At 53.9% G+C, this 23,005-nt stretch carries 20 protein-coding genes, 1 tRNA gene and 1 pseudogene; 12 read left to right on the forward strand and 10 right to left on the reverse strand.

Annotated elements, in window-relative coordinates:
• Window positions 1-15: 15 nt before the first annotated feature.
• Window positions 16-999, reverse strand: coding sequence for a transcriptional regulator EbgR (gene ebgR / locus FDW98_RS19835; RefSeq protein ID WP_096755596.1), 984 nt, complete (start codon window positions 997-999; stop codon window positions 16-18).
• Window positions 1,000-1,208: 209 nt separating this feature from the next.
• Between ebgR and FDW98_RS19840 the strand changes: the two genes are divergently transcribed.
• A complete protein-coding gene (locus tag FDW98_RS19840; RefSeq protein WP_096755597.1) occupies window positions 1,209-1,541 on the forward strand; it encodes a tRNA-binding protein in 333 nt (110 codons plus the stop codon).
• 89 nt (window positions 1,542-1,630) lie between these two features.
• On the opposite strand, the gene ygjG is transcribed toward FDW98_RS19840, so the two are convergent.
• The gene (gene ygjG / locus FDW98_RS19845) at window positions 1,631-3,010 is read right to left on the reverse strand and encodes a putrescine aminotransferase (protein ID WP_167456048.1); all 1,380 of its coding nucleotides are present in this window, start codon (window positions 3,008-3,010) and stop codon (window positions 1,631-1,633) included.
• A gap of 430 nt (window positions 3,011-3,440) precedes the next feature.
• Here ygjG and FDW98_RS19850 point away from each other — a divergent pair, with 430 nt between their 5' ends.
• Window positions 3,441-4,961 carry a PAS domain-containing methyl-accepting chemotaxis protein gene (locus FDW98_RS19850; protein ID WP_096755599.1) on the forward strand — a complete coding sequence of 507 codons (1,521 nt, stop codon included), beginning with the start codon at window positions 3,441-3,443 and terminating at the stop codon, window positions 4,959-4,961.
• Window positions 4,962-5,006: 45 nt separating this feature from the next.
• Here the strand turns inward: FDW98_RS19850 and FDW98_RS19855 are convergent, their stop codons facing one another.
• Window positions 5,007-5,627 carry a PadR family transcriptional regulator gene (locus tag FDW98_RS19855; protein ID WP_096755600.1) on the reverse strand — a complete coding sequence of 207 codons (621 nt, stop codon included), beginning with the start codon at window positions 5,625-5,627 and terminating at the stop codon, window positions 5,007-5,009.
• A 238-nt stretch (window positions 5,628-5,865) separates the two neighbouring features.
• Here FDW98_RS19855 and FDW98_RS19860 point away from each other — a divergent pair, with 238 nt between their 5' ends.
• A complete protein-coding gene (locus FDW98_RS19860) occupies window positions 5,866-6,648 on the forward strand; it encodes a siderophore-interacting protein (RefSeq protein ID WP_096755601.1) in 783 nt (260 codons plus the stop codon).
• Here FDW98_RS19860 and FDW98_RS19865 read toward each other — a convergent pair.
• Window positions 6,645-7,492: pseudogene (locus FDW98_RS19865) on the reverse strand (helix-turn-helix domain-containing protein). The gene FDW98_RS19860 and the pseudogene FDW98_RS19865 overlap by 4 nt on opposite strands.
• A gap of 67 nt (window positions 7,493-7,559) precedes the next feature.
• Here FDW98_RS19865 and cfa point away from each other — a divergent pair.
• Window positions 7,560-8,714 carry a cyclopropane fatty acyl phospholipid synthase gene (gene cfa, locus FDW98_RS19870; protein ID WP_096755602.1) on the forward strand — a complete coding sequence of 385 codons (1,155 nt, stop codon included), beginning with the start codon at window positions 7,560-7,562 and terminating at the stop codon, window positions 8,712-8,714.
• Between the two features lie 111 nt (window positions 8,715-8,825).
• On the opposite strand, the gene FDW98_RS19875 is transcribed toward cfa, so the two are convergent.
• Window positions 8,826-10,484, reverse strand: a complete 1,659-nt coding sequence (locus FDW98_RS19875) for a glycerone kinase (protein WP_096755603.1) — start codon at window positions 10,482-10,484, stop codon at window positions 8,826-8,828.
• A gap of 564 nt (window positions 10,485-11,048) precedes the next feature.
• On the opposite strand from FDW98_RS19875, the gene FDW98_RS19880 reads away from it, so the two are divergent.
• Together FDW98_RS19880 and dhaR are read left to right on the forward strand one after the other, a co-directional pair.
• Complete coding sequence (locus tag FDW98_RS19880; RefSeq protein WP_096755604.1) at window positions 11,049-12,146, forward strand: glycerol dehydrogenase; 1,098 nt, start codon at window positions 11,049-11,051, stop codon at window positions 12,144-12,146.
• A gap of 91 nt (window positions 12,147-12,237) precedes the next feature.
• Window positions 12,238-14,163: a dihydroxyacetone kinase operon transcriptional regulator DhaR gene (gene dhaR / locus FDW98_RS19885; protein WP_096755605.1), complete on the forward strand. Its 1,926-nt coding sequence runs from the start codon at window positions 12,238-12,240 to the stop codon at window positions 14,161-14,163.
• Here dhaR and FDW98_RS19890 read toward each other — a convergent pair.
• Genes FDW98_RS19890 through FDW98_RS19905 form a run of 4 tightly spaced genes read right to left on the reverse strand, consistent with a single transcriptional unit; the run spans window position 14,141 to window position 16,572 of the window.
• A complete protein-coding gene (locus tag FDW98_RS19890; protein ID WP_096755606.1) occupies window positions 14,141-14,671 on the reverse strand; it encodes a cob(I)yrinic acid a,c-diamide adenosyltransferase in 531 nt (176 codons plus the stop codon). The genes dhaR and FDW98_RS19890 overlap by 23 nt on opposite strands.
• Window positions 14,672-15,025, reverse strand: coding sequence for a glycerol dehydratase reactivase beta/small subunit family protein (locus tag FDW98_RS19895; protein ID WP_096755607.1), 354 nt, complete (start codon window positions 15,023-15,025; stop codon window positions 14,672-14,674).
• Window positions 15,026-15,041: 16 nt separating this feature from the next.
• Window positions 15,042-16,205 (reverse strand): 1,3-propanediol dehydrogenase, encoded by a 1,164-nt coding sequence (gene dhaT, locus FDW98_RS19900; protein WP_096755608.1) that lies wholly within the window; start codon window positions 16,203-16,205, stop codon window positions 15,042-15,044.
• Window positions 16,206-16,227: 22 nt separating this feature from the next.
• A complete protein-coding gene (locus FDW98_RS19905; protein WP_137398937.1) occupies window positions 16,228-16,572 on the reverse strand; it encodes a heme-binding protein in 345 nt (114 codons plus the stop codon).
• Window positions 16,573-17,015: 443 nt separating this feature from the next.
• Between FDW98_RS19905 and FDW98_RS19910 the strand changes: the two genes are divergently transcribed.
• The 5 genes from FDW98_RS19910 (at window position 17,016) to FDW98_RS19930 (ending at window position 21,969) form a co-directional block, all read left to right on the forward strand.
• On the forward strand, window positions 17,016-18,683 hold the full coding sequence (locus FDW98_RS19910; protein WP_096755610.1) for a propanediol/glycerol family dehydratase large subunit: 1,668 nt from the start codon (window positions 17,016-17,018) through the stop codon (window positions 18,681-18,683).
• An 11-nt stretch (window positions 18,684-18,694) separates the two neighbouring features.
• On the forward strand, window positions 18,695-19,279 hold the full coding sequence (locus tag FDW98_RS19915) for a propanediol/glycerol family dehydratase medium subunit (RefSeq protein ID WP_096755611.1): 585 nt from the start codon (window positions 18,695-18,697) through the stop codon (window positions 19,277-19,279).
• Between the two features lie 2 nt (window positions 19,280-19,281).
• Complete coding sequence (locus FDW98_RS19920; RefSeq protein WP_071697585.1) at window positions 19,282-19,710, forward strand: diol dehydratase small subunit; 429 nt, start codon at window positions 19,282-19,284, stop codon at window positions 19,708-19,710.
• A gap of 10 nt (window positions 19,711-19,720) precedes the next feature.
• Window positions 19,721-21,535 (forward strand): diol dehydratase reactivase subunit alpha, encoded by a 1,815-nt coding sequence (locus tag FDW98_RS19925; RefSeq protein WP_096755612.1) that lies wholly within the window; start codon window positions 19,721-19,723, stop codon window positions 21,533-21,535.
• Between the two features lie 134 nt (window positions 21,536-21,669).
• Entirely contained in the window at window positions 21,670-21,969 is a 300-nt protein-coding gene (locus FDW98_RS19930) for a DUF1889 family protein (protein ID WP_096755613.1), read from the forward strand.
• Between the two features lie 282 nt (window positions 21,970-22,251).
• Here FDW98_RS19930 and FDW98_RS19935 read toward each other — a convergent pair.
• A tRNA-Ile gene (locus FDW98_RS19935) sits at window positions 22,252-22,327 on the reverse strand.
• 124 nt (window positions 22,328-22,451) lie between these two features.
• Here FDW98_RS19935 and mug point away from each other — a divergent pair.
• A complete protein-coding gene (mug, locus tag FDW98_RS19940) occupies window positions 22,452-22,958 on the forward strand; it encodes a G/U mismatch-specific DNA glycosylase (RefSeq protein WP_096755614.1) in 507 nt (168 codons plus the stop codon).
• Window positions 22,959-23,005 lie beyond the last annotated feature (47 nt).

Below are 23,005 nucleotides of genomic sequence, written 5' to 3' on the forward strand. Positions count from 1 at the left end.
GCGAAAAAAGGGAGGTTAGCGGGTGGTGCCGCGCAGTTTCAGCTTGCTGGGCACGAAAACCAGCAGCGGCAGCGCACGTCCGTCACGGGCTTTTTCAAACAGCAGGTTAACGCCCTGACTGCCCATCATTTCTGAATGGATGCGCACGGTGGACAGCGGAGGGAAGGTGAATCGTGCCGTCGGAATGTCATTGACGCTAATCAGCGAAATATCCTGTGGAATCGCCAGGCCACGTTCGTGAATTGCGCGCAGAACGCCAATGGCGATTGAGTCTGAGGCGACAAACAGGGCGCTGGGATAATCTTCTTTGGCCAGCATTTTTTTCGCCAACTCATAACCTGACGAGCTGGAGAATCCGCCACGATAGATATCGTGTTCCGAGACCACCTGCTGCAGGCGACCGTATTCGACAAACGCGGCCTCGCGGATATCCGCTTTGCCCGGCTCGTCTTCACCGCCGATGAAGCCAATGCGGGTCACGCCCTGGGCGATGAAAAAATCGATACTCTCTTTGCTGATGCGGGTCAGATCGATATCGACGGCATCATAGTCGCTACCGGGTTCATGAAAGTCGATAAAGCAGATGTTGTCGGTCAGCGCGGTTGCTGCAGCGCGCTGGGCAGGAGATGGCTTACCGACGATGAGAATGCCGGTTATGTTTTTATGGTCGGGCAACCCGCTGTGTTCATAGCAGTTGGTTAGTTCGATCCCCAGCTTTTCACATTGCGTTTCAATCCCGTGTCGTATGGCGAGATAGTAAGGATCGTTGATTTCCAAATCCTGCTGGTAGCTGTAGAGCGCCAGAATATGCTGGGGGCCGACCGTACTGGTCTGGTGTTTACGCGCGCTGCTGGTTTTGTACTCCAGCTTTTCCGCGATCTCCAGAATGCGACGCTTGGTTTCTTCTTTTACATTTAGCGTCGGGTCATCATTTAACACCCGGGACACTGTCGCCAGGGATACACGAGCTTCGATTGCGATGTCTTTAAGTGTTGCCATGTTTACCTTTTCCCTGAGTTACCCCCGCATTGTAAATGAAGTGCTTATCTATTCACCTGTTTTCAGTAAAAAAAGTACCTCTAATTGACATATTCACGGTAAAACCCCACTTTCAGAGTGTGATGGGCGCATCATTTTACGGCTTTTGAGAACAATGTCAGGACGGTTTTTTGCTAATGTTTAGTAAAATTTTACCAAAGGAGAAAAGAATGGACACGATCGCATTTACGGATTTCGCCCGAATGGAAATTCGCGTGGGAAAAATTACCCAGGTAAAGCGTCATGACAATGCCGATAAACTCTACATCGTTCAGGTCGATGTCGGCGAACGAACGCTGCAAACCGTGACCAGCCTGGTGCCTTACTACCGCGAAGATGAGCTGATGGGGAAAACGGTGGTGGTGCTGTGTAATCTGCAAAAAGCGAAAATGCGCGGCGAAACGTCAGAATGCATGCTGTTGTGTGCGGAAACGGACGATGGCAGTGAAAGCGTGCTGTTGACGCCAGAGCGCGTGATGCCCGCAGGCGTGCGGATTGTGTAAGCGTGTGATGCTGCCGGATGGCGGCTACGCCCTATCCGGCCTACATGTGATCCCGTAGGCCGGAAAAGTGCAGCGCCATCCGGCGTCTGTCACACTTGCTCCACGCTGACGCGTAACGCGGCCAGCGCTTTACGCGTTGAGCGTAATACCAACTCACATTGTTCGATGGTTAACGTGAGCGGCGGTTCGATGCGGATCGTCTTCGCGTTGTTCAGCGTTCCGGCGACCAACACCCGCTGGCGGAACATCTCGCTGGCAAAGTTGTAGCCGATCTCATTATCAACAAATTCGATCGCCATCAGCATGCCTTTACCGCGTACGTCCTGCACCAGATCCGGGTATTCCCGCGCCAGATGTCGGAAGCCGTCCAGCAACATATCGCCTTTTTGTTCTGCTTGAGCCGGTAAATTCTGCTCCAGCAGGACATTGATGGTTGCGAGTGCCGCCGCACAGGAAAGCGGGTTGCCGCCAAAGGTGGTGGTGTGCAGGAATGGGTTATCGAACAGCACGGAGAACACCTCTTCGGTAGCGATGGTCGCACCGATAGGCATTACGCCGCCGCCTAGCGCTTTCGCCAGACACATAATGTCGGGCTGCACGTTTTCGTGCTCGCAGGCGAACATCTTGCCAGTACGACCCATGCCAGTTTGCACTTCATCAAGGATCATCAGCGCGCCAAACTCGTCGCACAGTTTGCGCACGGCGGTCAGGTATCCCTGCGGTGGCAGGATCACGCCACCTTCACCCTGAATCGGCTCGAGGATCACGGCAGCGACATCGTCACCGGTCTTTTTACACTCGCTGAGCACGGTACGCATCGCGTCAATGTCACCAAACGGAACATGACGGAAGCCCGGCAGCAATGGCATAAACGGTTTACGGAACGTGGATTTGGCCGTCGCGGACAGTGCGCCCAGCGATTTACCGTGGAACGCGCCGCTGGTGGCAATAAACGTAAATTTGCCGCGTGGCGATTGATAGGCTTTCGCCAGCTTCAGCGCCGCTTCAACCGACTCGGTTCCGCTGTTGCAAAAGAAGCTGTATTTCAGCTTGCCGGGCGCCAGTGCGGCGAGCGTTTTCGCCAACATAGCCCGCAAGGGGTCAAGTAATTCCTGGCTGTGCAGAGGTTGTTTAGCGAGTTGATTCTGTACGGCGGAGACCACTACTGGATTACGGTGCCCCACGTTGAAAATTCCAAAACCGCCCAGGCAGTCAACAAATTCCTGTCCCTGGGTGTCGACAAGCGTATTCAGGCTTCCCGCTTGCCACTCTACGGCTCCGTAATCCCCGCCGGCAGTTACAGATTTTCGATACTCTAAGAACCCCGGATTGACATGCTCTTTGAAGTATTCAATGACCTCTCGGTTAAGTGCTTTCATTTCCTCATGATCAAGCGTTCGCTTTTCGATGAGGTTCAGTGCGTGTGCGCTGCAGGCCAGGGCCGATGCGCTGGAAGGTAACCTGTTCAAAATATGCTCCCGGAGTTCGCGTATCACATGATACTGAATTAAGTATTGCAGGGATTACGCCATCCCGGCGCGCTTAACGAAAATCGGGATAAACACCAGGACACATTTCATTTGTGAAACATTTAATGTCAAAAGTTAACATTTGGCGGTATTTTGCCCAGGTTGACTCTCTGAAAACAGGTGAGATACGCGATCTTCTGCGCCAAAAACAGGCAGAAGTTGCACTGTGACGGTGCGCAGAGTGAAGCCTGATTGAATAGTTACAAGATGAAAGTATTTTAAATCAATGAATTAGAAAACATACAAATTCTGAGGTTTAATCGCAAATTGCGATCTAAATCAAATTTAACAACTAAAGATAAAAAAATTATCGCCGAAATAACATATGCCGAAAAAGTTAACAACCAGATAACCTGCATAGGACGCAACCATGTCTTCTGATCCCTACGTTAGTCAGCAGCATACTCCGCTGGATGATGATATTACCCTCATGTCGACTACCGATTTACAAAGCTACATCACTCATGCGAATGACACGTTTGTCCAGGTTAGCGGCTATCAGCTGAGCGAGCTGCTCGGCAAGCCGCATAATCAGGTTCGTCACCCGGACATGCCCAAGGCGGCATTTGCTGATATGTGGTACACGCTGCAACAGGGGGAGCCATGGAGCGGCATTGTAAAAAATCGCTGTAAAAACGGCGATCACTACTGGGTGCGAGCCAATGCGGTGCCGATGGTACGTGAAGGGCGAATGACCGGGTATATGTCGATTCGAACCCGGGCGACGCAGGAGGAGATTGCGGCGGTCGAGCCGTTGTATCAGGCGCTAAATGAAGGACGTTGCAACAAACGCATCCATAAGGGACTCGTGGTGCGTAAAAGTTGGCTGGGAAAGCTGCCGGCGCTGCCGGTTCGCTGGCGGGTGCGCAGCGTGATGACACTGATGTTTGCCGTGCTGGCGGCAGCGTTGCAGCAAATGGGCGCGGCGTGGCCGCTGCTGCTGGTGAGTGCGCTGGTGATGCTGGCGGGTACGGCGATTTTCGAATGGCAAATTGTACGCCCGATAGAAAATGTCGCCCGCCAGGCGCTGAAAGTGGCGACCGGCGAGCGCAACAGCGTGACGCACCTGAACCGCAGCGATGAGTTGGGCCTGATGCTGCGGGCTGTGGGGCAACTGGGATTAATGTGCCGCTGGCTTATTCACGACGTTTCAAGCCAGGTTTCCTGCGTGCGTAACGACAGCGATACGCTGGCAAAAGGTAGCGATGATTTAAACAAGCACACCCAGCAAACGGTTGAAAACGTGCAGGAAACGGTGACGACGATGAACCAGATGGCGGCGTCGGTGAAGCAAAACTCGGCGACAGCATCTGCGGCTGACAAACTCTCGATTGCCGCCAGCAGTGCGGCAACGCAGGGAGGCGAGGCGATGGAGACGGTGATCAAAACGATGGACGATATCGCCAGCAGCACCCAGCGTATCGGCACCATCACCACGCTGATTAACGATATTGCTTTCCAGACCAATATCCTGGCATTGAATGCGGCGGTTGAAGCGGCGCGAGCGGGCGAGCAGGGGAAAGGGTTTGCCGTCGTGGCGGGGGAAGTACGCCATCTTGCCAGCCGGAGCGCCAGTGCGGCGAATGACATCCGCAAGCTGATTGATGCCAGTGCCGACAAGGTGCAGTCCGGATCCAGCCAGGTTCACGCCGCTGGCCGCACGATGGACGACATTGTGGCGCAGGTACAGAACGTCACCCAACTGATCGCACAAATCAGCCATTCGACGCTGGAACAGGCAGACGGGCTGACCAGCCTGACTCGCGCGGTGAATGAGTTGAGCAACATTACGCAGAAAAATGCCGAACTGGTTGAAGAGAGCGCGCAAATTTCAGTGCGGGTGAAACATCGCGCCGGGCGCCTGGAAGATGCGGTGACGGTGCTGCATTAAGCACCGCTATTCGGGCGGAACAACGGGTTCCGCCCGATGACCCGATTAATCCAGCTGAGCGATATCCAGCGCTGCGCGATCGATAATACCGATGATTTTTTTGATCTGTGCATCGCTGGTGTCACCGTGATTGACCCGCAGATCCAGCACGGCTTTAAAGTTTTCCAGCGCGCGTTTCATCTGCGGGTTTTTACGTAATTCAAAGCCAACGCAGCGTGCTTTCACGCGTTCATGAATAAGCGCCAGATGCTCGCGATTTTCCTCCAGCCACTGCTGGCCTTGCGCCGTGATCGTGATCTGTTTACGCCCACCTTCCTCTTCGCTGATGACAATCAGCTCTTGATCCTGCAAGAAATCCAGCGTCGGATAAATCACCCCTGGACTCGGCGTGTAGTGGCCCTGGGTCAGCGTTTCGATGGCTTTGATCAGCTCATAGCCGTGGCTGGCATCGCGGGTCAAAATATCCAGAATCACCAGGCGTAATTCGCCGTGACCGAAGAAACGCTGACGACGCCCGCCGCCACCGCGACCATGGCGATGCCCGCAGCCGTGCTCGTGGTGATGTCCTTCACTGTTGCAGCCTTCGTGGCGATGTTCTTCGCCTTTGCAGCAACTTTCGTGTGGGTGATCTGCATGTTTGCAGCAACCGTCATGGTGGTTTTGCATAGTAGTCTCCAGATGTTATTTCGATATATCTAATTTATATCTAAAAGTTATAATTTTGCAAGTGCGTGATAGAATGGTGTTTTAATTGATTGATTTTTATGTCAATTATTATCAATGGTGAGAAGGGGATTTACGCCGTGGCGTGTATCAAAAAAATGCTTGCAATCTTTGTTATTAGCAATCATTATCATTTGAATATTAATTTAGATATATCGTATTATCCTCACGAAGGCGAAAAATGACAAAAAACACCTCACGCTACCCCCAGCGCGTTCGTAATGAACTGCGCTTCCGTGAACTTACCGTCCTGCGCGTTGAGCGTATCAGCGCAGGTTTTCAGCGCATCGTGCTGGGCGGGGAGGCGCTGGACGGCTTCAGCTCACGCGGCTTTGATGACCACGCCAAAGTTTTCTTTCCTGAGCCAGGCAGCCATTTTGTGCCGCCGGTGGTTACCGATGAGGGCATCGTCTGGGCTGACGGTGTGCGCCCCGCGTCCCGGGATTACACGCCGTTATACGATGATGCGCGTCATGAACTGGCGCTGGATTTTTATATTCACGACGGTGGCGTGGCGAGTACGTGGGCGATGCATGCCCGTGCAGGGGATACACTGACGATTGGCGGACCGCGCGGCTCGCTGGTGGTACCGGAAGAGTATGCGTATCAGGTTTATGTGTGCGATGAATCGGGAATGCCCGCATTGCGCCGTCGCCTGGAAGCGCTCGGTCGTTTAGCGCGACGCCCGAACGTCACGGCGCTGGTGAGCGTGCAGGATGCGGCGTATCAGGACTACCTTGCCCATCTGGATGGGTTTGCTATCCAGTGGTTTGTCGGGCATGACGAACAGGCGGTGGATGACGCGCTGGCTCGGCTGACGGTGCCAGCAGACGATTATTTCATCTGGGTAACCGGCGAAGGGAAAGTGGTAAAAAATTTGAGCGCCCGCTTTGAAACCGAGGCGTTTGACCCGCAGCGGGTGCGTGCGGCAGCCTACTGGCATCAGCGGAAAGCGGCTGATTAATAATTTGACGGCGGAACGCCAAATGCCTGGCGGAACGCGTAGCTAAACGCCGCGGTGCTCGAATACCCCACGTCGAGCGCCACGGCGGTAACGCTTTTATTTTTCTTCAGCATTAACACCGATTCCAGAATACGCATCTTTTGCTTCCAGACGCTGAACGGTAACCCGGTTTCTTTTTTGAAATGACGCGAGAAAGTCCGGGCGGACATGCCAAGATGATTAGCCCAGTACTCCACCGAGTGTTCCCGTGCGGGAGATTCCTGTATTGTCCGGCACACTTTTGTTAATTCTGCATCCTGCGGCCAGGGTAATACGAAGGCGACTTCCGGTAATTGCAAAATAATATCGACCAGTACGCTCACCAGTTTTCCTTCTTTTGACTGGCTATCATAATGGCCCGAAATGACGTTGGTGGCGTAATGAATAAACTCTCTGGCGAAATCACTGATCGCCACCACTTTACACTCGTCGATGCGCTTCTCAAGAAAGTCTGGCTTAATATCCAGATTCTCTAAATACACGTCATCCAGCGCCCATACCGCATGCTCAATATTATTCGGGATCCAGATACCGTAATGTGCGGGAATTATCCAGCATTTACCGGCGACATCAATGCGCATGCTGCCCTTACGGGCGAAGTGAAACTGGGTAAATGCGTGTGAATGCGGTGGAACATGGTTATTCGCTTCAAGGACATAAGAACGAAAGTAAACGTCCTGCGGCAGTTCCGCCATTGAATCATCCGGGAAAGAACTCCACTGTTTTTGCCTGAGGGTGTCCATAAAAAATACCTGATACTTCCGGTGATGTGGCTTCTGTTCGATAGATCTTGTCCGCAAATCATAATACATACACCCTGTTTTCCATAATAATCTTGCGTAAGAATTATTCGTCCACCTTTGGTAAATACCATGAATTCGCTGTGTTCTGATGCTGTCATCGTCAATGAAACAAATGATAACTGGACCCGAATGGGGAAAGACCTGCTCCAGCAGGCTGATATCCAGATTAATGGTTCGCGCGCCTGGGACATTCAACTTCACCATGCCGGTTTCTTTAAACGGGTGCTGCAACAAGGCTCGTTAGGGCTGGGTGAAAGCTATATGGAAGGCTGGTGGGATTGCGAGCGGCTCGATATTCTGTTCTGCAAAATCCTTAAAGCAAAACTCGACCAAAAAATGCCGGGCAATCTGAAAGATATTTTACGCATTGCCAGCGCGCGTTTGTTTAATCTGCAATCACGCAGCCGTGCCTGGATTGTCGGCAAAGAACACTACGATATAGGTAACGATCTTTTCGCCCTGATGCTTGATCCCCACATGCAATATTCCTGCGGCTACTGGAAAGACGCGACAACATTAGACGACGCGCAGAATGCCAAATTAAAAATGATTTGCGAGAAGCTGCAATTGCAACCGGGCATGCGTTTGCTGGATATTGGTTGCGGCTGGGGCGGGCTGGCTGAATATGCCGCACGCCATTATGGCGTAGCGGTAGACGGGGTTACCATCTCGAAAGAACAGCAGAAAATGGCGCAGCAGCGCTGTGACGGGCTGGATGTCACTATTCTGCTGCAGGATTATCGCGACCTCGATAAACACTATGATCGTATTGTCTCCGTGGGGATGTTTGAACACGTGGGCCCGAAAAACTACGACACCTATTTCAGTATTGCCGACCGCTGCTTAAAACCCGATGGACTGTTCCTGCTGCATACCATTGGCAGCAATAAAAAAGGGATGAGTGTGGATCCGTGGATCAATAAATATATCTTCCCAAACGGCTGTTTACCGGCGATTTCCCACATTGCCGAGGCCAGCGAATCGCGGTTTGTGATGGAGGACTGGCATAACTTCGGCAGCGACTACGATAAAACGCTGATGGCCTGGCATGAACGGTTTAACCAGGCATGGCCGACGCTGTCGTCGCGTTATTCCGCGACCTTCAAAAGGATGTTTAATTACTATTTATGCGCGTGTGCTGGGGCATTCCGTGCCAGAGATATTGAGCTTTGGCAGGTGCTGTTTAGCCGGGGCGTAGAGGGCGGACTTCGCGTTTATCGTTAATGTTTTGCCGGATATCAGCGCAAGCGCCTTATCCGGCCTACAAAAGCGAGCAAACCGCAGGCCTGATAAGCGTAGCGCCATCAGGCATTGATAACCCGTAGAACGAAGAACTTAGCCCAACTCACTCTCTGCCAGCGCTTTAAACACCATTGCCACCGCGTGTGCGCCGGGGTCCATATTACCAAGCAGGCTCTCACTGCTGAGATACGACGCGCGCCCGGCGTTGGCTTTGCTCGACAGGCAGGTCCGTTCTGCGCCTGCCAGCGCAGCATCATAGGCGGCTTGTAGGTTATGTGGTTGTGCCAGTAGCGATGTTAGCGCGGGCTGCAGCGCATCAATCATCGTACGATCGCCTTCATCTGCACCACCGTAGAACTTCATCTGGGCGAGCCCCGTATTCAGCGCATCGGCGACCCCGGCACCCTGCTCCAGCTTTTGTCCGGCGGCGGTAAAGAAAATTGACATCAATACGCCGCTGGAGCCACCCATGACCACGGTCAGGCGCTCGCCAATCAGTGCAAACAACGTGGCAAGGTTAGCCAACGGAAGCTGCTGGTGATGTAACAGGTCGGCAATTTCACGCGCACCTGCGGCAAAGGTTGACCCGGTATCGCCGTCGCCGACTTTCGCATCCAGCGCATTGAGGTGTGCTTCAAGATTGGCGAGCGTTGTGGTGACTTGCTCAATAATCCCGGCAACCTGTTCGTTAGCCGAAGGCTGAAATTCCACGCGTGCACTGCGCTGAGATGACGGCACGGTCGTGATGTCACGTGGCGGCACGGGCGTTGACCAGTTACTGGTTTCCACTTCGGTCAACAGCGCTTTTTCGATGCTTTCTTCCAGCACCATGGCGGTCAGCGAGAAGCCTTTCATATCCAGCGCGGTGACCAGCGAGGCCGGGCCAATCAGCCAGTCGATACGTGCGTGCAGCGGGCTGTTGGCCAGTTCGCGGGTAATGATGGCCATTTCGGCAACGGAGACGCCGCCGAGGTTATTGATCATCACTGCCAGACGGCCGGTTTCCGGCAGGGCGGCCATCAGCTTCTGTACCATCAGATTAACCACCTGCGCGCTGTTTTGCGTGTCAATCACCGACGCACCCGGTTCGCCGTGAATGCCCATGCCCAGCTCTGCATGGCCCGGATGGTGACGCGGAGCCTCGTCGGTCTCCTGTGGCAAATGACAGCTGGAGAGTGCGACGCCCAGGCTGAAGGTGTTATTCGCCGCATACTGCGCTTCACGCAGCACGGTAGCGAGGTTGTAGCCACGTTCGGCGAAATAGCCGGCAACTTTGTGTACCAGGATGGTGCCAGCGATCCCGCGTGGGTGCTTGTTATCCGGTAGCGAAATGTCGTCGCCGACGATCAGCATTTCGACGTTATAACCGAGCCGACGCGCTTTCTCGGCGGCCAGGCCAAAATTTAGGCGATCGCCGGTGTAGTTCTTCACGATCAGCAGGCAGCCTGCCTCACCGGTCACCGCCTGAATGGCGGTCAGTACCGCATCGACGCTCGGGGAGGCAAACACGTCACCGCAAACCGCGGCGGTTAACATGCCTTTACCGATAAATCCAACGTGGGCGGGTTCGTGACCTGAGCCACCGCCGGAGATCACCGCGACGTTCTCTTTGTTGAGATCGCGACGCACCACGATGCGGATGGCCGGATCGCTCTCCAGGCGTGCCAGGTTATTCCACGGGCTGGCGATAATCGTACCGTCGATGACATCGTTAACGAGATGGGTACGCTGGTTAAAAAAGAATTGAGACATAACGGCTCCGGCAGGTTGAGTATTAAACAAACCCCCGAATGCATGGTCATGGTAGCGGAGGCGATGGAGAGATTCTGGCCGAGTCAGCGCGGAAAAAAACTCAAGTAAAATGAGTTTCATTTCGGAACGTAAAAACTATTTTTTGTTCCTAAATGGAACGTAATGACGAGTGAAAATGGCTAAATGCGAACCCACGCGGCTTTTTTCACCGGCCGTCAGGGCGGGTTGTTCGGGACAGAGCGCTTTTTTTTGCCGGTTATTCCGGCGGTAGATAACGAAAAGGCGAAACCGGGCCTCTTTGCGTGACAGAAATATGGGCTAAAGGAACGGATCGGGATCGCAAACCTTATCTTTTCTAGGGTTAATTGTTTCAATGTGGAACGTATGTTCCTTTTATCCGTTTCATATCAGAACAAAAAGACGAATTATTTTTTTGTGCTCGCCTCGCCATACAGTGATTGCATCGCTCCGGTAGCGCTTTGTTTTCGCCGTTAGCATCAGGCTAAACAGGTCAATGCCAGGGCTCATCATGTCAAAACATGTACTTATTTGAGGATGAAAGGAATGCTAAACGTTATTCAATCTCCAGCCAAATATCTCCAGGGCCCTGATGCATCTATCTTATTTGGTCAATATGCTAAAAATCTGGCGGACAGCTTTTTTGTGATCGCGGATGATTTCGTGATGAAGCTGGCGGGAGAGAAAGTGCTCAATGGCCTGCATAATCACGACATTAGCTGCCATGCGGAACGCTTTAACGGCGAATGCAGCCATGTGGAAATTAATCGCTTGATTGCCATTCTGAAACAACACGGTTGCCGTGGCGTGGTCGGGATCGGCGGCGGCAAAACGCTGGATACCGCCAAAGCGATTGGCTATTACCAGAAGCTGCCGGTGGTGGTGATCCCGACCATCGCCTCGACCGATGCGCCAACCAGCGCGCTGTCGGTCATTTATACCGAAGCCGGTGAGTTTGAAGAGTATCTGATCTACCCGAAAAATCCGGATATGGTGGTGATGGATACCGCGATTATCGCCAAAGCGCCGGTGCGTTTGTTGGTTGCCGGGATGGGCGATGCGCTCTCTACCTGGTTTGAAGCGAAGGCCTGTTATGACGCCCGCGCGACCAGCATGGCGGGTGGACAGTCCACCGTGGCAGCATTGAGCCTGGCGCGCCTGTGTTATGATACGTTGTTGGCAGAAGGCGAAAAGGCCCGCTGCGCGGCGCAGGCTGGCGTCGTAACCGATGCGCTGGAGCGCATTGTGGAAGCGAACACCTATCTTAGCGGTATTGGTTTTGAAAGCAGCGGCCTCGCGGGGGCGCATGCGATTCATAACGGCTTCACGATTCTGGAAGAGTGCCACCATTTGTACCATGGCGAAAAAGTCGCGTTTGGTACGCTGGCGCAGCTGGTGTTGCAGAACAGCCCGATGGAAGAGATCGAAACCGTGCTGGCGTTCTGTCAAAAAGTCGGCCTGCCGGTCACCCTGGCGCAAATGGGCGTGAAAGACGGCATTGACGACAAAATTCATGCTGTTGCCAAAGCCACCTGCGCAGAAGGTGAAACCATTCACAACATGCCGTTCCCGGTGACGCCTGAAAGCGTGCATGCCGCTATTCTGACGGCAGATCTGTTGGGACAGCAGTGGCTGGCGCGTTAATCAGACATCAGTAACGCTCTGCGCCGGCATTTTCTCCCCTCTGACCGTCTCTGTCGGAGGGGGTGTCCAGGGTAAAACAGCGGAAAGGGATATGACGGCGCACACTCAGAACATTGGAAAGGACGTCTCTTCGGTTATTGCCCAGTCATGGCACCGTTGCAGTAAGTTTATGCAGCGGGAAACCTGGCAGGCGCCGCATCAGGCGCAAGGGCTGACGTTTGCCTCGATTTGCCGCCGCAAGACTGCGCTGGTGACGATTGCTCAGGCCGCACTGGAAGACGCCTGGGAGTTTATGGATGGTCGTCCCTGTGCGCTGTTTATCCTCGATGAGTCCGCCTGTATTCTCAGCCGCTGCGGCGATCCACAGACGATGGAACAGCTGGCGGAGCTGGGTTTTCTCGACGGCAGCTACTGTGCAGAGAGTATTATTGGTAGCTGTGCACTGTCGCTGGCGACTATGCCGGGGCAGCCAACAAAAACTTCAGGCGATCAGCACTTTAAAAAAGCGCTACATCCGTGGTCGTTCTGCTCAACGCCGGTATTTGATAACCACGGGCGATTGTTTGGCTCCATCTCGCTGTGCTGCCTGGTGGAACATGAGTCCGTTTCCGATCTCTCCCTGACGCTGGCGATTGCCAGAGAGGTAGGCAATTCGTTGCTGACCGACAGCCTGTTGGCCGAATCTAATCGCCATCTGAATCAGATGTACGGGCTGCTGGAGAGCATGGATGATGGCGTGATGGCATGGAACGAACAGGGTGTGCTGCAGTTCCTCAATGCGCGTGCCGCCATGCTGTTGCATCTGGACGTGCAGGCCAGTCAGGGGAAAAATCTTCATGACCTGGTGAATATGCCGATGCTGCTGCGCCGGGCAATCAAACATGCTCGTGGCCTCAATCACGTCGAAGTCACCTTTGAGAGCCAGCACCAGTTTGTTGATGCGGTGATCACCTTAAAGCCGATTGTGGAAGAGCAGGGCAACAGCTTTATTCTGCTACTGCATCCGGTCGAGCAAATGCGCCAGCTGATGACCAGTCAGTTGGGCAAAGTAAGCCATACTTTTGAGCAGATGTCGGCGGACGATCCGGAAACCCGACGGCTGATCCATTTTGGTCGCCAGGCGGCGAGGGGAAGTTTTCCGATCCTGCTGTGCGGCGAAGAGGGCGTCGGTAAAGAGCTGCTCAGTCAGGCGATCCACAATGAAAGTGAACGGGCCAGCGGCCCGTATATCGCCGTAAACTGTCAGCTGTATGCCAACAGCGTGCTGGGACAGGATTTTATGGGCAGTGCGCCAACCGATGATGAAAACGGCCGACTGAGCCGCCTTGAACTGGCGAACGGCGGTACGCTGTTTCTGGAAAAAATCGAATATTTGGCACCGGAGTTACAGTCTGCATTATTGCAGGTGATCAAGCAGGGGGTGCTGACCCGTCTCGACGCCCGACGCCTGATTCCGGTGGATGTGAAAGTGATCGCCACCACCACGGTCGATCTTGCCAATCTGGTGGAACAAAACCGCTTTAGTCGTCAGCTGTATTACGCGCTGCACTCGTTTGAAATCGTTATTCCGCCGCTGCGCGCGCGGCGTAACAGCATTCCGGCGCTGATTTATACTCGCCTGAACAGCCTGAAAAAACGCTTTTCATCCAGCCTGAAGGTGGATGATGACGCGCTGGCGCAGCTGGTGGCCTATTCGTGGCCGGGTAATGATTTCGAGCTGAACAGCATTATCGAGAACATCGCCATCAGCAGCGAGAATGGCCATATTCGCCTGAGCAACCTGCCAGATTATCTGTTTGCCGAACGACCGGGTATGGATACGACATCTTCGCTGCTGCCCGCCAGCCTGACCTTTACCGCCATCGAAAAAGAGGCGATTATCCACGCCGCCCGTGTCACCAGCGGGCGCGTGCAGGAGATGTCGCAGCTGCTGAACATTGGGCGCACCACGCTGTGGCGCAAGATGAAGCAGTACGACATCGACGCCAGCCAGTTTAAGCGCAAACATCTGGAGTAGTTTCTTCGATTCTGGCCATCGAAAAGAGCGCGTCGGACAAGCGATTGATGTACCGCTTTAGTTCGTCGCGCACGGCGAGCGTTCTGTCCATCGCCGTGAGAATACGCTCCAGCCGACGTGCCAGCGTGCGCGCTACGTGTAGTTGTGCCGATGCGAGGTTTTTCCCCGGAATGACAAACTCTTTCAGCGGGCCGCTGTGCGCCATATTGCGGTCGATCAGCCGCTCCAGTCTCTGAATATCTTCATCGCTAATCGTCTGCTTCAGGCGAATGATCCCTTTATCGTCGCTGGCGAGTTCCGCACCCAGCACAAACAGCGTCTTCTGGACGGTATGCAGATCCTCGCGTAGCTCGGTCTGGTGGGTTGTGGCATAGCACACGCCCAGTTGGGAAATCAGTTCATCTACCGTGCCATAGGCGTTAACGCGGATGTCGTCTTTGTCGATGCGGCTGCCGCCAAACAGCGCGGTGGTGCCTTTATCGCCGGTTCGGGTATAGATGCGATACATTTATGTTATCTCACTGAAGGGAAGCACGTTGACCAGTTGGCCTGCGTTGGCGCCGAGCGTGCGGATCTGCTCGATCCCTGCGGCGATATGCCCGCAGATCAGCGCCCGATCCTCGGGCAACTGGGCATGCGTTAAGGCAATCTCGCCGCTCACGCTGAGGCCGAGACCTACGCGCAGCGCCGAGCTTTTTGCTGCCCGTCTGCTGAGCGCCAGCGCGCTGCCGCTGTCGTCGCAGCTGATGGCCCGGCACGGGACGCCTTGCTCTTCCAGCCCCCAGCATAGTTCATCAAGCACGCGGGAATCCTGCCAGCATGGGTGATAAAACAGGTTTACGCTCGGTGATGAAAGTGGCATCGCGTCCCCTTTGTTGTCAGAAAGCCTGATGGAAGAGCGCGGCAATTTCTTTCTCGTTACCTTTACGTGGGTTCGAGAATGCGTTGCCGTCCTTCAGGGCCATCTCTGCCATATACGGGAAATCGGCCTCTTTTACGCCCAGTTCGCGCAGATGTTGTGGAATGCCGATATCAGCAGACAGGCGGGCAATAGCGTGAATCGCCAACTCGGCGGCGTCCATGGTAGACAGGCCGTCGGTGTTCTCACCCATAAACTCGGCGATGTCGGCAAATTTTTCCGGATTAGCGATCAGGTTATAACGTGCCACGTGCGGTAGCAGTACGGCATTCGCCACGCCGTGCGGCATGTCATACAGGCCGCCAAGCTGGTGCGCCATGGCGTGTACGTAGCCGAGGTTGGCGTTGTTAAAGGCCATCCCCGCCAGCAGTGAAGCGTAGGCCATGTTCTCACGAGCTTTCAGGTTGCTGCCCAGCGCTACGGCCTGGCGTAAGTTACGGGCGATCAGGCGGATTGCCTGAATAGCGGCGGCATCGGTGACCGGATTTGCATCTTTGGAAATGTAGGCTTCCACGGCGTGGGTCAAAGCATCCATCCCGGTGGCCGCGGTCAGAGGTGCAGGTTTGCCAAGCATCAGCAGCGGATCGTTAATCGATACTGACGGCAGGTTGCGCCAGCTGACAATGACAAATTTCACTTTTGTTTTGGTGTTGGTCAGTACGCAGTGACGGGTCACTTCACTGGCTGTACCGGCGGTGGTGTTGACCGCAATGATAGGCGGTAGCGGGTGGGTCAGGGTTTCAATTCCGGCATAGCTGTAGAGATCGCCTTCGTGAGTGGCCGCGATACCAATACCTTTACCGCAGTCATGTGGGCTACCGCCGCCGACGGTGACAATAATATCGCATTGCTCCTGACGAAACACCGCCAGGCCATCGCGTACGTTGGTGTCTTTGGGGTTTGGCTCGACGCCGTCAAAGATTGCTACTTCAATACCGGCTTCACGCAAATGCGCGAGCGTTTTATCTACCGCACCGTCTTTAATTGCCCGCAGGCCTTTATCGGTCACCAGCAGGGCTTTTTTCCCACCCAGTAGTTTGCAGCGTTCACCCACTACGGAAACAGCATTGGGGCCAAAAAAGTTCACATTTGGCACAAGATAATCAAACATACGATAGCTCATAATATACCTTCTTACGTTTATTTTATAATTCAGAGAAGCAATATAGTGCGGTTTCAGCTAATAGCTGGTCCTGTTCGACGGTGCCACCACTCACGCCGACGGCGCCAATTATTTTTCCATTTAATATAACTGGAAGCCCTCCGCCGAAAATAATAATGCGCTGTTGGTTGGTGAGCTGAAGGCCATAAAGAGATGCACCGGGTTGCACCGCATCGGTAATTTCGTGAGTCCCCTGTCGCAGGCAGCAGGCGGTCCAGGCCTTATTGAGTGAAATATCGCAGCTGGTGACAAACGCCTCATCCATGCGCTGTATCAGCAGCGTGTTTCCGCCGTGGTCAACAACGGAAAAGACGACCGGGACGTTGATTTCAAGCGCTTTAGCCTCAACGGGGTGGCGATGGGTTGGCTCTTATTCACGGTATCTCCTGTTAATTGTGTAGGGCTGAGGTCACGAAAAATATCGCGCGGCAGCTATTTTTTATCATTGGGTTTTCTTTATTTTCGCGCAGCACGTTATTAAGTCAATACAGTAAAAAATTCTAAAATAGCAAGTGAGTGATCTTCCTTTGGCGTTTATTGATAATGATCATTTAACCTCGTCACAATTCTCTATGGATATTCCAAATACGCGTTTCAATATGAAACGATGCGTTTTAATTGCGTGCCAAATTGGAACGTAATTAATTTTATTTTTTTATTATTCTGCTCATTTAAAGTTCGGCTATTGCTGATAAAGGCGATTGCTGGGACGGTAAAACACCAGCGATACGGCCCGGCGTCCTTATTATTTACTTTTTGAGTCAACGCGCTATGAGAAGATCAAAACGATTCGAAGTTCTTGCCCAGCGGCCTGTCAATCAGGATGGGCTGATTGGCGAATGGCCGGAAGAGGGGCTGATCGCCATGGAAAGCCCCTACGATCCCGCGTCGTCAGTGAAGGTGGAAAATGGCCGTATTGTGGAACTGGACGGTAAAGATCGTGCACAGTTCGACATGATTGACCGTTTTATTGCTGACTACGCGATTAACGTCGCGGAAACCGAACGGGCAATGCAACTCGACGCACTGGACATCGCCAGAATGCTGGTGGATATCCACGTCAGTCGGGAAGAGATTATTGCCATTACCACCGCCATCACCCCGGCGAAAGCGGTGGAGGTGATGGCAAAAATGAACGTGGTGGAAATGATGATGGCGCTGCAAAAAATGCGCGCCAGACGCACACCCTCTAACCAGTGTCACGTCACCAACCTGAAAGATAACCCGGTGCAAATTGCCGCCGATGCCGCCGAGGCGGGGATCCGTGGTTTTTCCGAGCAAGAAACGACCGTAGGCATCGCCCGCTATGCGCCGTTTAACGCGCTGGCGCTGCTGGTTGGTTCGCAGTGCGGCCGTCCTGGCGTGCTTACCCAATGTTCCGTTGAAGAAGCCACCGAACTGGAACTGGGTATGCGCGGCTTAACCAGCTACGCCGAAACGGTGTCGGTATACGGTACAGAGTCAGTGTTTACCGACGGCGATGACACGCCGTGGTCAAAATCCTTTCTCGCCTCAGCCTACGCTTCCCGCGGGCTGAAGATGCGCTACACCTCCGGCACTGGCTCGGAGGCGCTGATGGGGTACTCAGAAAGCAAATCAATGCTGTATCTGGAGTCGCGCTGCATTTTTATCACTAAGGGCGCGGGCGTTCAGGGGCTGCAAAACGGCGCGGTCAGCTGTATTGGTATGACCGGGGCGGTACCGTCGGGGATCCGTGCAGTGCTGGCGGAAAACCTGATTGCCTCGATGCTCGACCTCGAAGTGGCGTCGGCGAATGACCAGACCTTCTCGCACTCCGATATTCGCCGTACCGCCCGCACATTGATGCAGATGTTGCCCGGTACCGACTTTATCTTTTCCGGCTACAGCGCGGTACCGAACTACGACAACATGTTTGCTGGGTCTAACTTCGATGCCGAGGACTTTGATGATTACAACATTCTGCAACGTGATCTGATGGTTGATGGCGGTCTGCGTCCGGTAACGGAAGAGGAAACTATCGCTATTCGCAATCAGGCGGCTCGCGCTATTCAGGCGGTGTTTCGCGAGCTGGGCCTGCCGCTGATTAGCGATGAAGAGGTCGACGCCGCCACCTATGCTCACGGCAGCAAAGATATGCCCGCGCGTAATGTGGTAGAGGATTTGGCCGCGGTGGAAGAAATGATGAAGCGCAATATCACCGGGCTGGATGTTGTTGGCGCGCTGAGTGCCAGCGGTTTTGACGATATCGCCAGCAATATTCTCAACATGTTGAGGCAGCGTGTGACCGGCGATTATCTGCAAACATCCGCCATTCTGGATCGCCAGTTTGAGGTGGTCAGCGCCGTTAATGACATCAATGATTATCAGGGACCCGGCACCGGCTATCGCATCTCTGCCGAACGCTGGGCGGAAATTAAAAATATTGCGGGTGTGGTTCAGCCTGGCAGCATTGAATAAGGCGGTATGCGGTGGAATGTACAACTGAACGTAAGCCGGTTTTCACCCTGCAGGTTAGCGAAGGCGAGGCGGCAAAAGCGGACGATCGCGCGGATGAAGTGGTGATTGGCGTTGGGCCGGCCTTTGATAAATACCAGCATAAGACCCTGATTGATATGCCGCACAAGGCAATCCTGAAAGAGCTGGTGGCCGGAATTGAAGAAGAGGGATTACATGCGCGGGTGGTCAGAGTTTTGCGCACTTCGGATGTCTCCTTTATGGCCTGGGATGCAGCAAATCTGAGCGGCTCCGGCATCGGCATTGGTATTCAGTCGAAAGGAACCACGGTGATTCATCAGCGTGATTTGCTGCCGCTGAGCAACCTGGAGCTTTTTTCTCAGGCCCCGCTGCTGACGCTGGAAACCTATCGCCAGATTGGTAAGAACGCCGCGCGTTACGCACGCAAAGAGTCGCCCTCGCCGGTACCGGTCGTTAATGACCAGATGGTACGACCGAAATTTATGGCCAAGGCTGCGCTGTTCCACATTAAAGAAACCAAACACGTGGTGCAGGATGCCGCGCCTGTCACGCTGCATATTGCCTTAGTAAGGGAATGACGATGAACGAAAACATCATGACCGCGCAGGATTATCCGTTAGCGACTCGCTGCCCGGAGAAAATCCTCACGCCCACCGGAAAGCCGTTAACTGATATTACTCTTGAGAATGTACTGGCAGGGCGTGTGGGGCCACAGGATGTGCGTATTTCTCAGCAAACGCTGGAGTATCAGGCGCAGATCGCCGAGCAGATGCAGCGTCACGCCGTGGCGCGTAATTTCCGCCGTGCGGCGGAACTGATTGCCATCCCGGATGCTCGCATTCTGGAAATCTACAATGCGCTGCGCCCATTTCGTTCTTCATTTACGGAGTTACAGGCCATTGCCGATGAACTGGAGCACACCTGGCATGCCACGGTGAACGCCGGGTTTGTCCGCGAGTCGGCAGACGTGTACCAGCAGAGAAACAAGCTGCGTAAAGGCAGTCAGTGACGGAGGCGGTATGCCGTTAATTGCAGGGATTGATATCGGCAACGCCACCACGGAAGTGGCGCTGGCGCAGGATGGCCGGTTTGTTGCCAGCGGGATCGTCGCGACCACGGGCATGAAAGGCACGCGGGATAACATTGCCGGGGTAGTGACCTCCCTGCAGCAGGCGCTGGAAAAAACGTCGTCGTCGCTTCAGGATGTGACGAAAATCTGCATCAACGAGGCCGCACCGGTCATTGGTGATGTGGCGATGGAGACGATCACCGAAACCATCATCACTGAATCGACAATGATTGGTCATAACCCGCAAACGCCAGGCGGTGTTGGCGTAGGGATGGGTACCACGATCGCCGTGGAGAAACTGGCATCGTTGAGCCTCGATCGGTTTGCGCAGGGCTGGATCCCGCTGGTGGGCGCAGAGATGGATTTTCTCGAGGCGGTGTGGCTTATCAATGCGGCGCTGGATCGCGGCGTCGACGTGGTGGCGGCGATCCTGAAAAAGGACGATGGCGTACTGGTCAATAATCGTCTGCGACGAACGCTGCCGGTGATTGATGAAGTCACGCTGCTGGAGAAAGTCCCGGAAGGGGTGCTGGCGGCGGTAGAAGTGGCGGCAGCAGGACAGGGGGTTCGGGTACTGTCGAATCCTTATGGTATCGCCACTTTCTTTGCCCTGACGCCGGAGGAAACAAAAACGATCGTCCCGATCGCCAGGGCACTGATCGGCAACCGATCCGCTGTGGTGCTGAAAACCCCGCAGGGCGATGTGCAATCACGGGTGATCCCGGCGGGCAAGATCTTTATCAGTGGTGAAAAGCGTGGCGGAGAAGCCGATGTGGCCCAAGGCGCTCAGGCAATTATGCAGGTGATGAACGCCTGTGCGCCGGTCTGCGACATTCGCGGTGAGGCCGGTACTCACGCGGGTGGCATGCTGGAGCGCGTGCGTAAGGTGATGGCCTCGCTGAGCGGGCACGATATGAATTCAGTACACATTCAGGATCTGCTGGCGGTCGATACGTTTATTCCCCGTAAAGTCCAGGGCGGTGTTGCCGGGGAATATTCAATGGAAAACGCGGTTGGCATTGCGGCGATGGTGAAATCCGATCGGCTACAGATGCAGACGATCGCCCGTGAGCTGAGTGTGCGGCTGAATACGCCAGTTGAAGTGGGGGGCGTGGAGGCCAATATGGCGGTGGCCGGGGCATTGACGACGCCAGGATGCGCCGCGCCGTTGGCGATCCTCGACTTAGGTGCCGGATCCACCGATGCTGCGATTATCCATAACGATGGCACCGTTAAGGCGATACATCTGGCGGGAGCAGGGAACATGGTCAGCTTGCTTATCAAAACGGAGCTCGGCTTGAGCGATCCTTTTCTGGCAGAGGAGATAAAAAAATATCCGCTGGCGAAAGTGGAGAGTCTGTTCAGTATTCGCCACGAGAACGGCGCGGTGGAGTTCTTTCGTGAACCGCTCAGCCCGTCGGTGTTTGCCAAAGTGGTGTATCTGAAAGCGGGCAAAGCCATCCCCATTGAGAACCAGACGTCGCTGGAGAAAATACGGCTGGTACGTCGTCAGGCCAAGGAGAAGGTCTTTGTGACGAACTGCCTGCGCGCATTGCGGCAGGTCTCACCCGGCGGCTCAATTCGCAACATCTCTTTTGTGGTGCTGGTGGGCGGTTCATCGCTGGATTTTGAAATCCCACAGATGATCACCGACGCGCTGGCGCATTACGGCGTTGTTGCCGGTCAGGGCAATATTCGGGGAATCGAAGGGCCACGAAATGCGGTGGCAACCGGGCTGGTTTTGGCTGGTGATGCGAAAAAATAGTGCAGAAAACCACCACCGCAAGCGTTTGGCTGCGGCATAAATCAAATAAAGGCAACGTTCTCTTTGATATCCCGGCTGACTTGGGTACATAGTATAAAGGTGTTTAATACGCGGTTAATTTTAAGGATAAGAGCATGCCAACAGCAATTGAGAAAGCATTGGATTTTATTGGTGGTATGAACACATCGGCGCCAGTACCCCATTCCATGGATGAAAGTACGGCCAAGGGAATTTTAAAATATTTGCATGATTTAGGTGTGCCAGTGAGCGCAGCAGATGTGATGGCACGCGGTGAGCAAGAGGGATGGAATCCTGAGTTCACAAAAAAAGTCGCTGGATGGGCTGAAAAAGTCGCCTCCGGTAACCGTATCCTTATCAAGAACCCTGAGTACTTTTCGACCTATATGCAAGATCAGCTCAAAGAACTCGTGTGAGCTGACTATCGAATAACACGCTAACGGACGTTTCCACTTTCAAGGTGGTGGCGTCCAACGAGCTTCTATCAGTATGGATTGATGTCGCGCTGACATATCGCGTATTTTCATCCTTATTCTTTTCCAAACTCCCACCTGACTGACTTCTTGCAGAAGTCATCGCGCGTATAAGCCTACGATATGTTGATTCGTACCAGAGTCGATCCCGTTGAGGTCCAGGCTAAATTATGGGTAACCAACAAAGCAAAAAGGACCCGTGATTTCTCACAAGTCCTTGATATTTGGTGGCCCCTGCTGGACTTGAACCAGCGACCAAGCGATTATGAGTCGCCTGCTCTAACCACTGAGCTAAGGGGCCGTGGCGGTGGATTATAAAGTAACTCTGCGTTGCAATCCAGCCATAAGCGTACGGATGCTGTTTTTATAAACAATGTATTTTCAGTCCGTTATACTGGTTGCCTGATGTATTGTGCGGAGTGATTATGGTTAAGGACATACTGGCGCCGGGGCTGCGGGTGGTTTTTTGCGGCATCAATCCGGGGCTCTCTTCGGCGGGTACAGGTTTTCCCTTTGCGCATCCTGCTAACCGCTTTTGGAAGGTCATCCATCAGGCGGGATTTACCGATCGCCAGCTAAAGCCAGAAGAGGCACAACACCTGCTGGATTTTCGCTGTGGCGTCACCAAATTTGTCGACAGGCCGACGGTGCAGGCCAACGAAGTGAAGCTCCAGGAGATGCGTAGCGGTGGTCGTCAGCTCGTTGAGAAGATTGAAGACTATCAGCCAGCGGCGCTCGCTATTTTGGGAAAACAGGCATTTGAGCAAGGCTTCAGCCAGCGTGGCGCACAGTGGGGGAAACAGACGCTGACGATTGGCGCGACGCAGATCTGGGTGTTGCCGAACCCGAGTGGGTTAAGCCGGATTACGCTGGATAAGTTAGTGGCGGCGTATCGGGAATTAGATGACGCGCTGGTTATGCGCGGGATGTAAAAAAAAACGCCACCTTGCGGTGTAATGCCAGTCAGTTAAGCAACTGA

The sequence above is a fragment of the Citrobacter sp. wls711 genome (assembly GCF_005281055.1).
GTDB classification, from domain to species: Bacteria; Pseudomonadota; Gammaproteobacteria; order Enterobacterales; family Enterobacteriaceae; genus Citrobacter; species Citrobacter gillenii.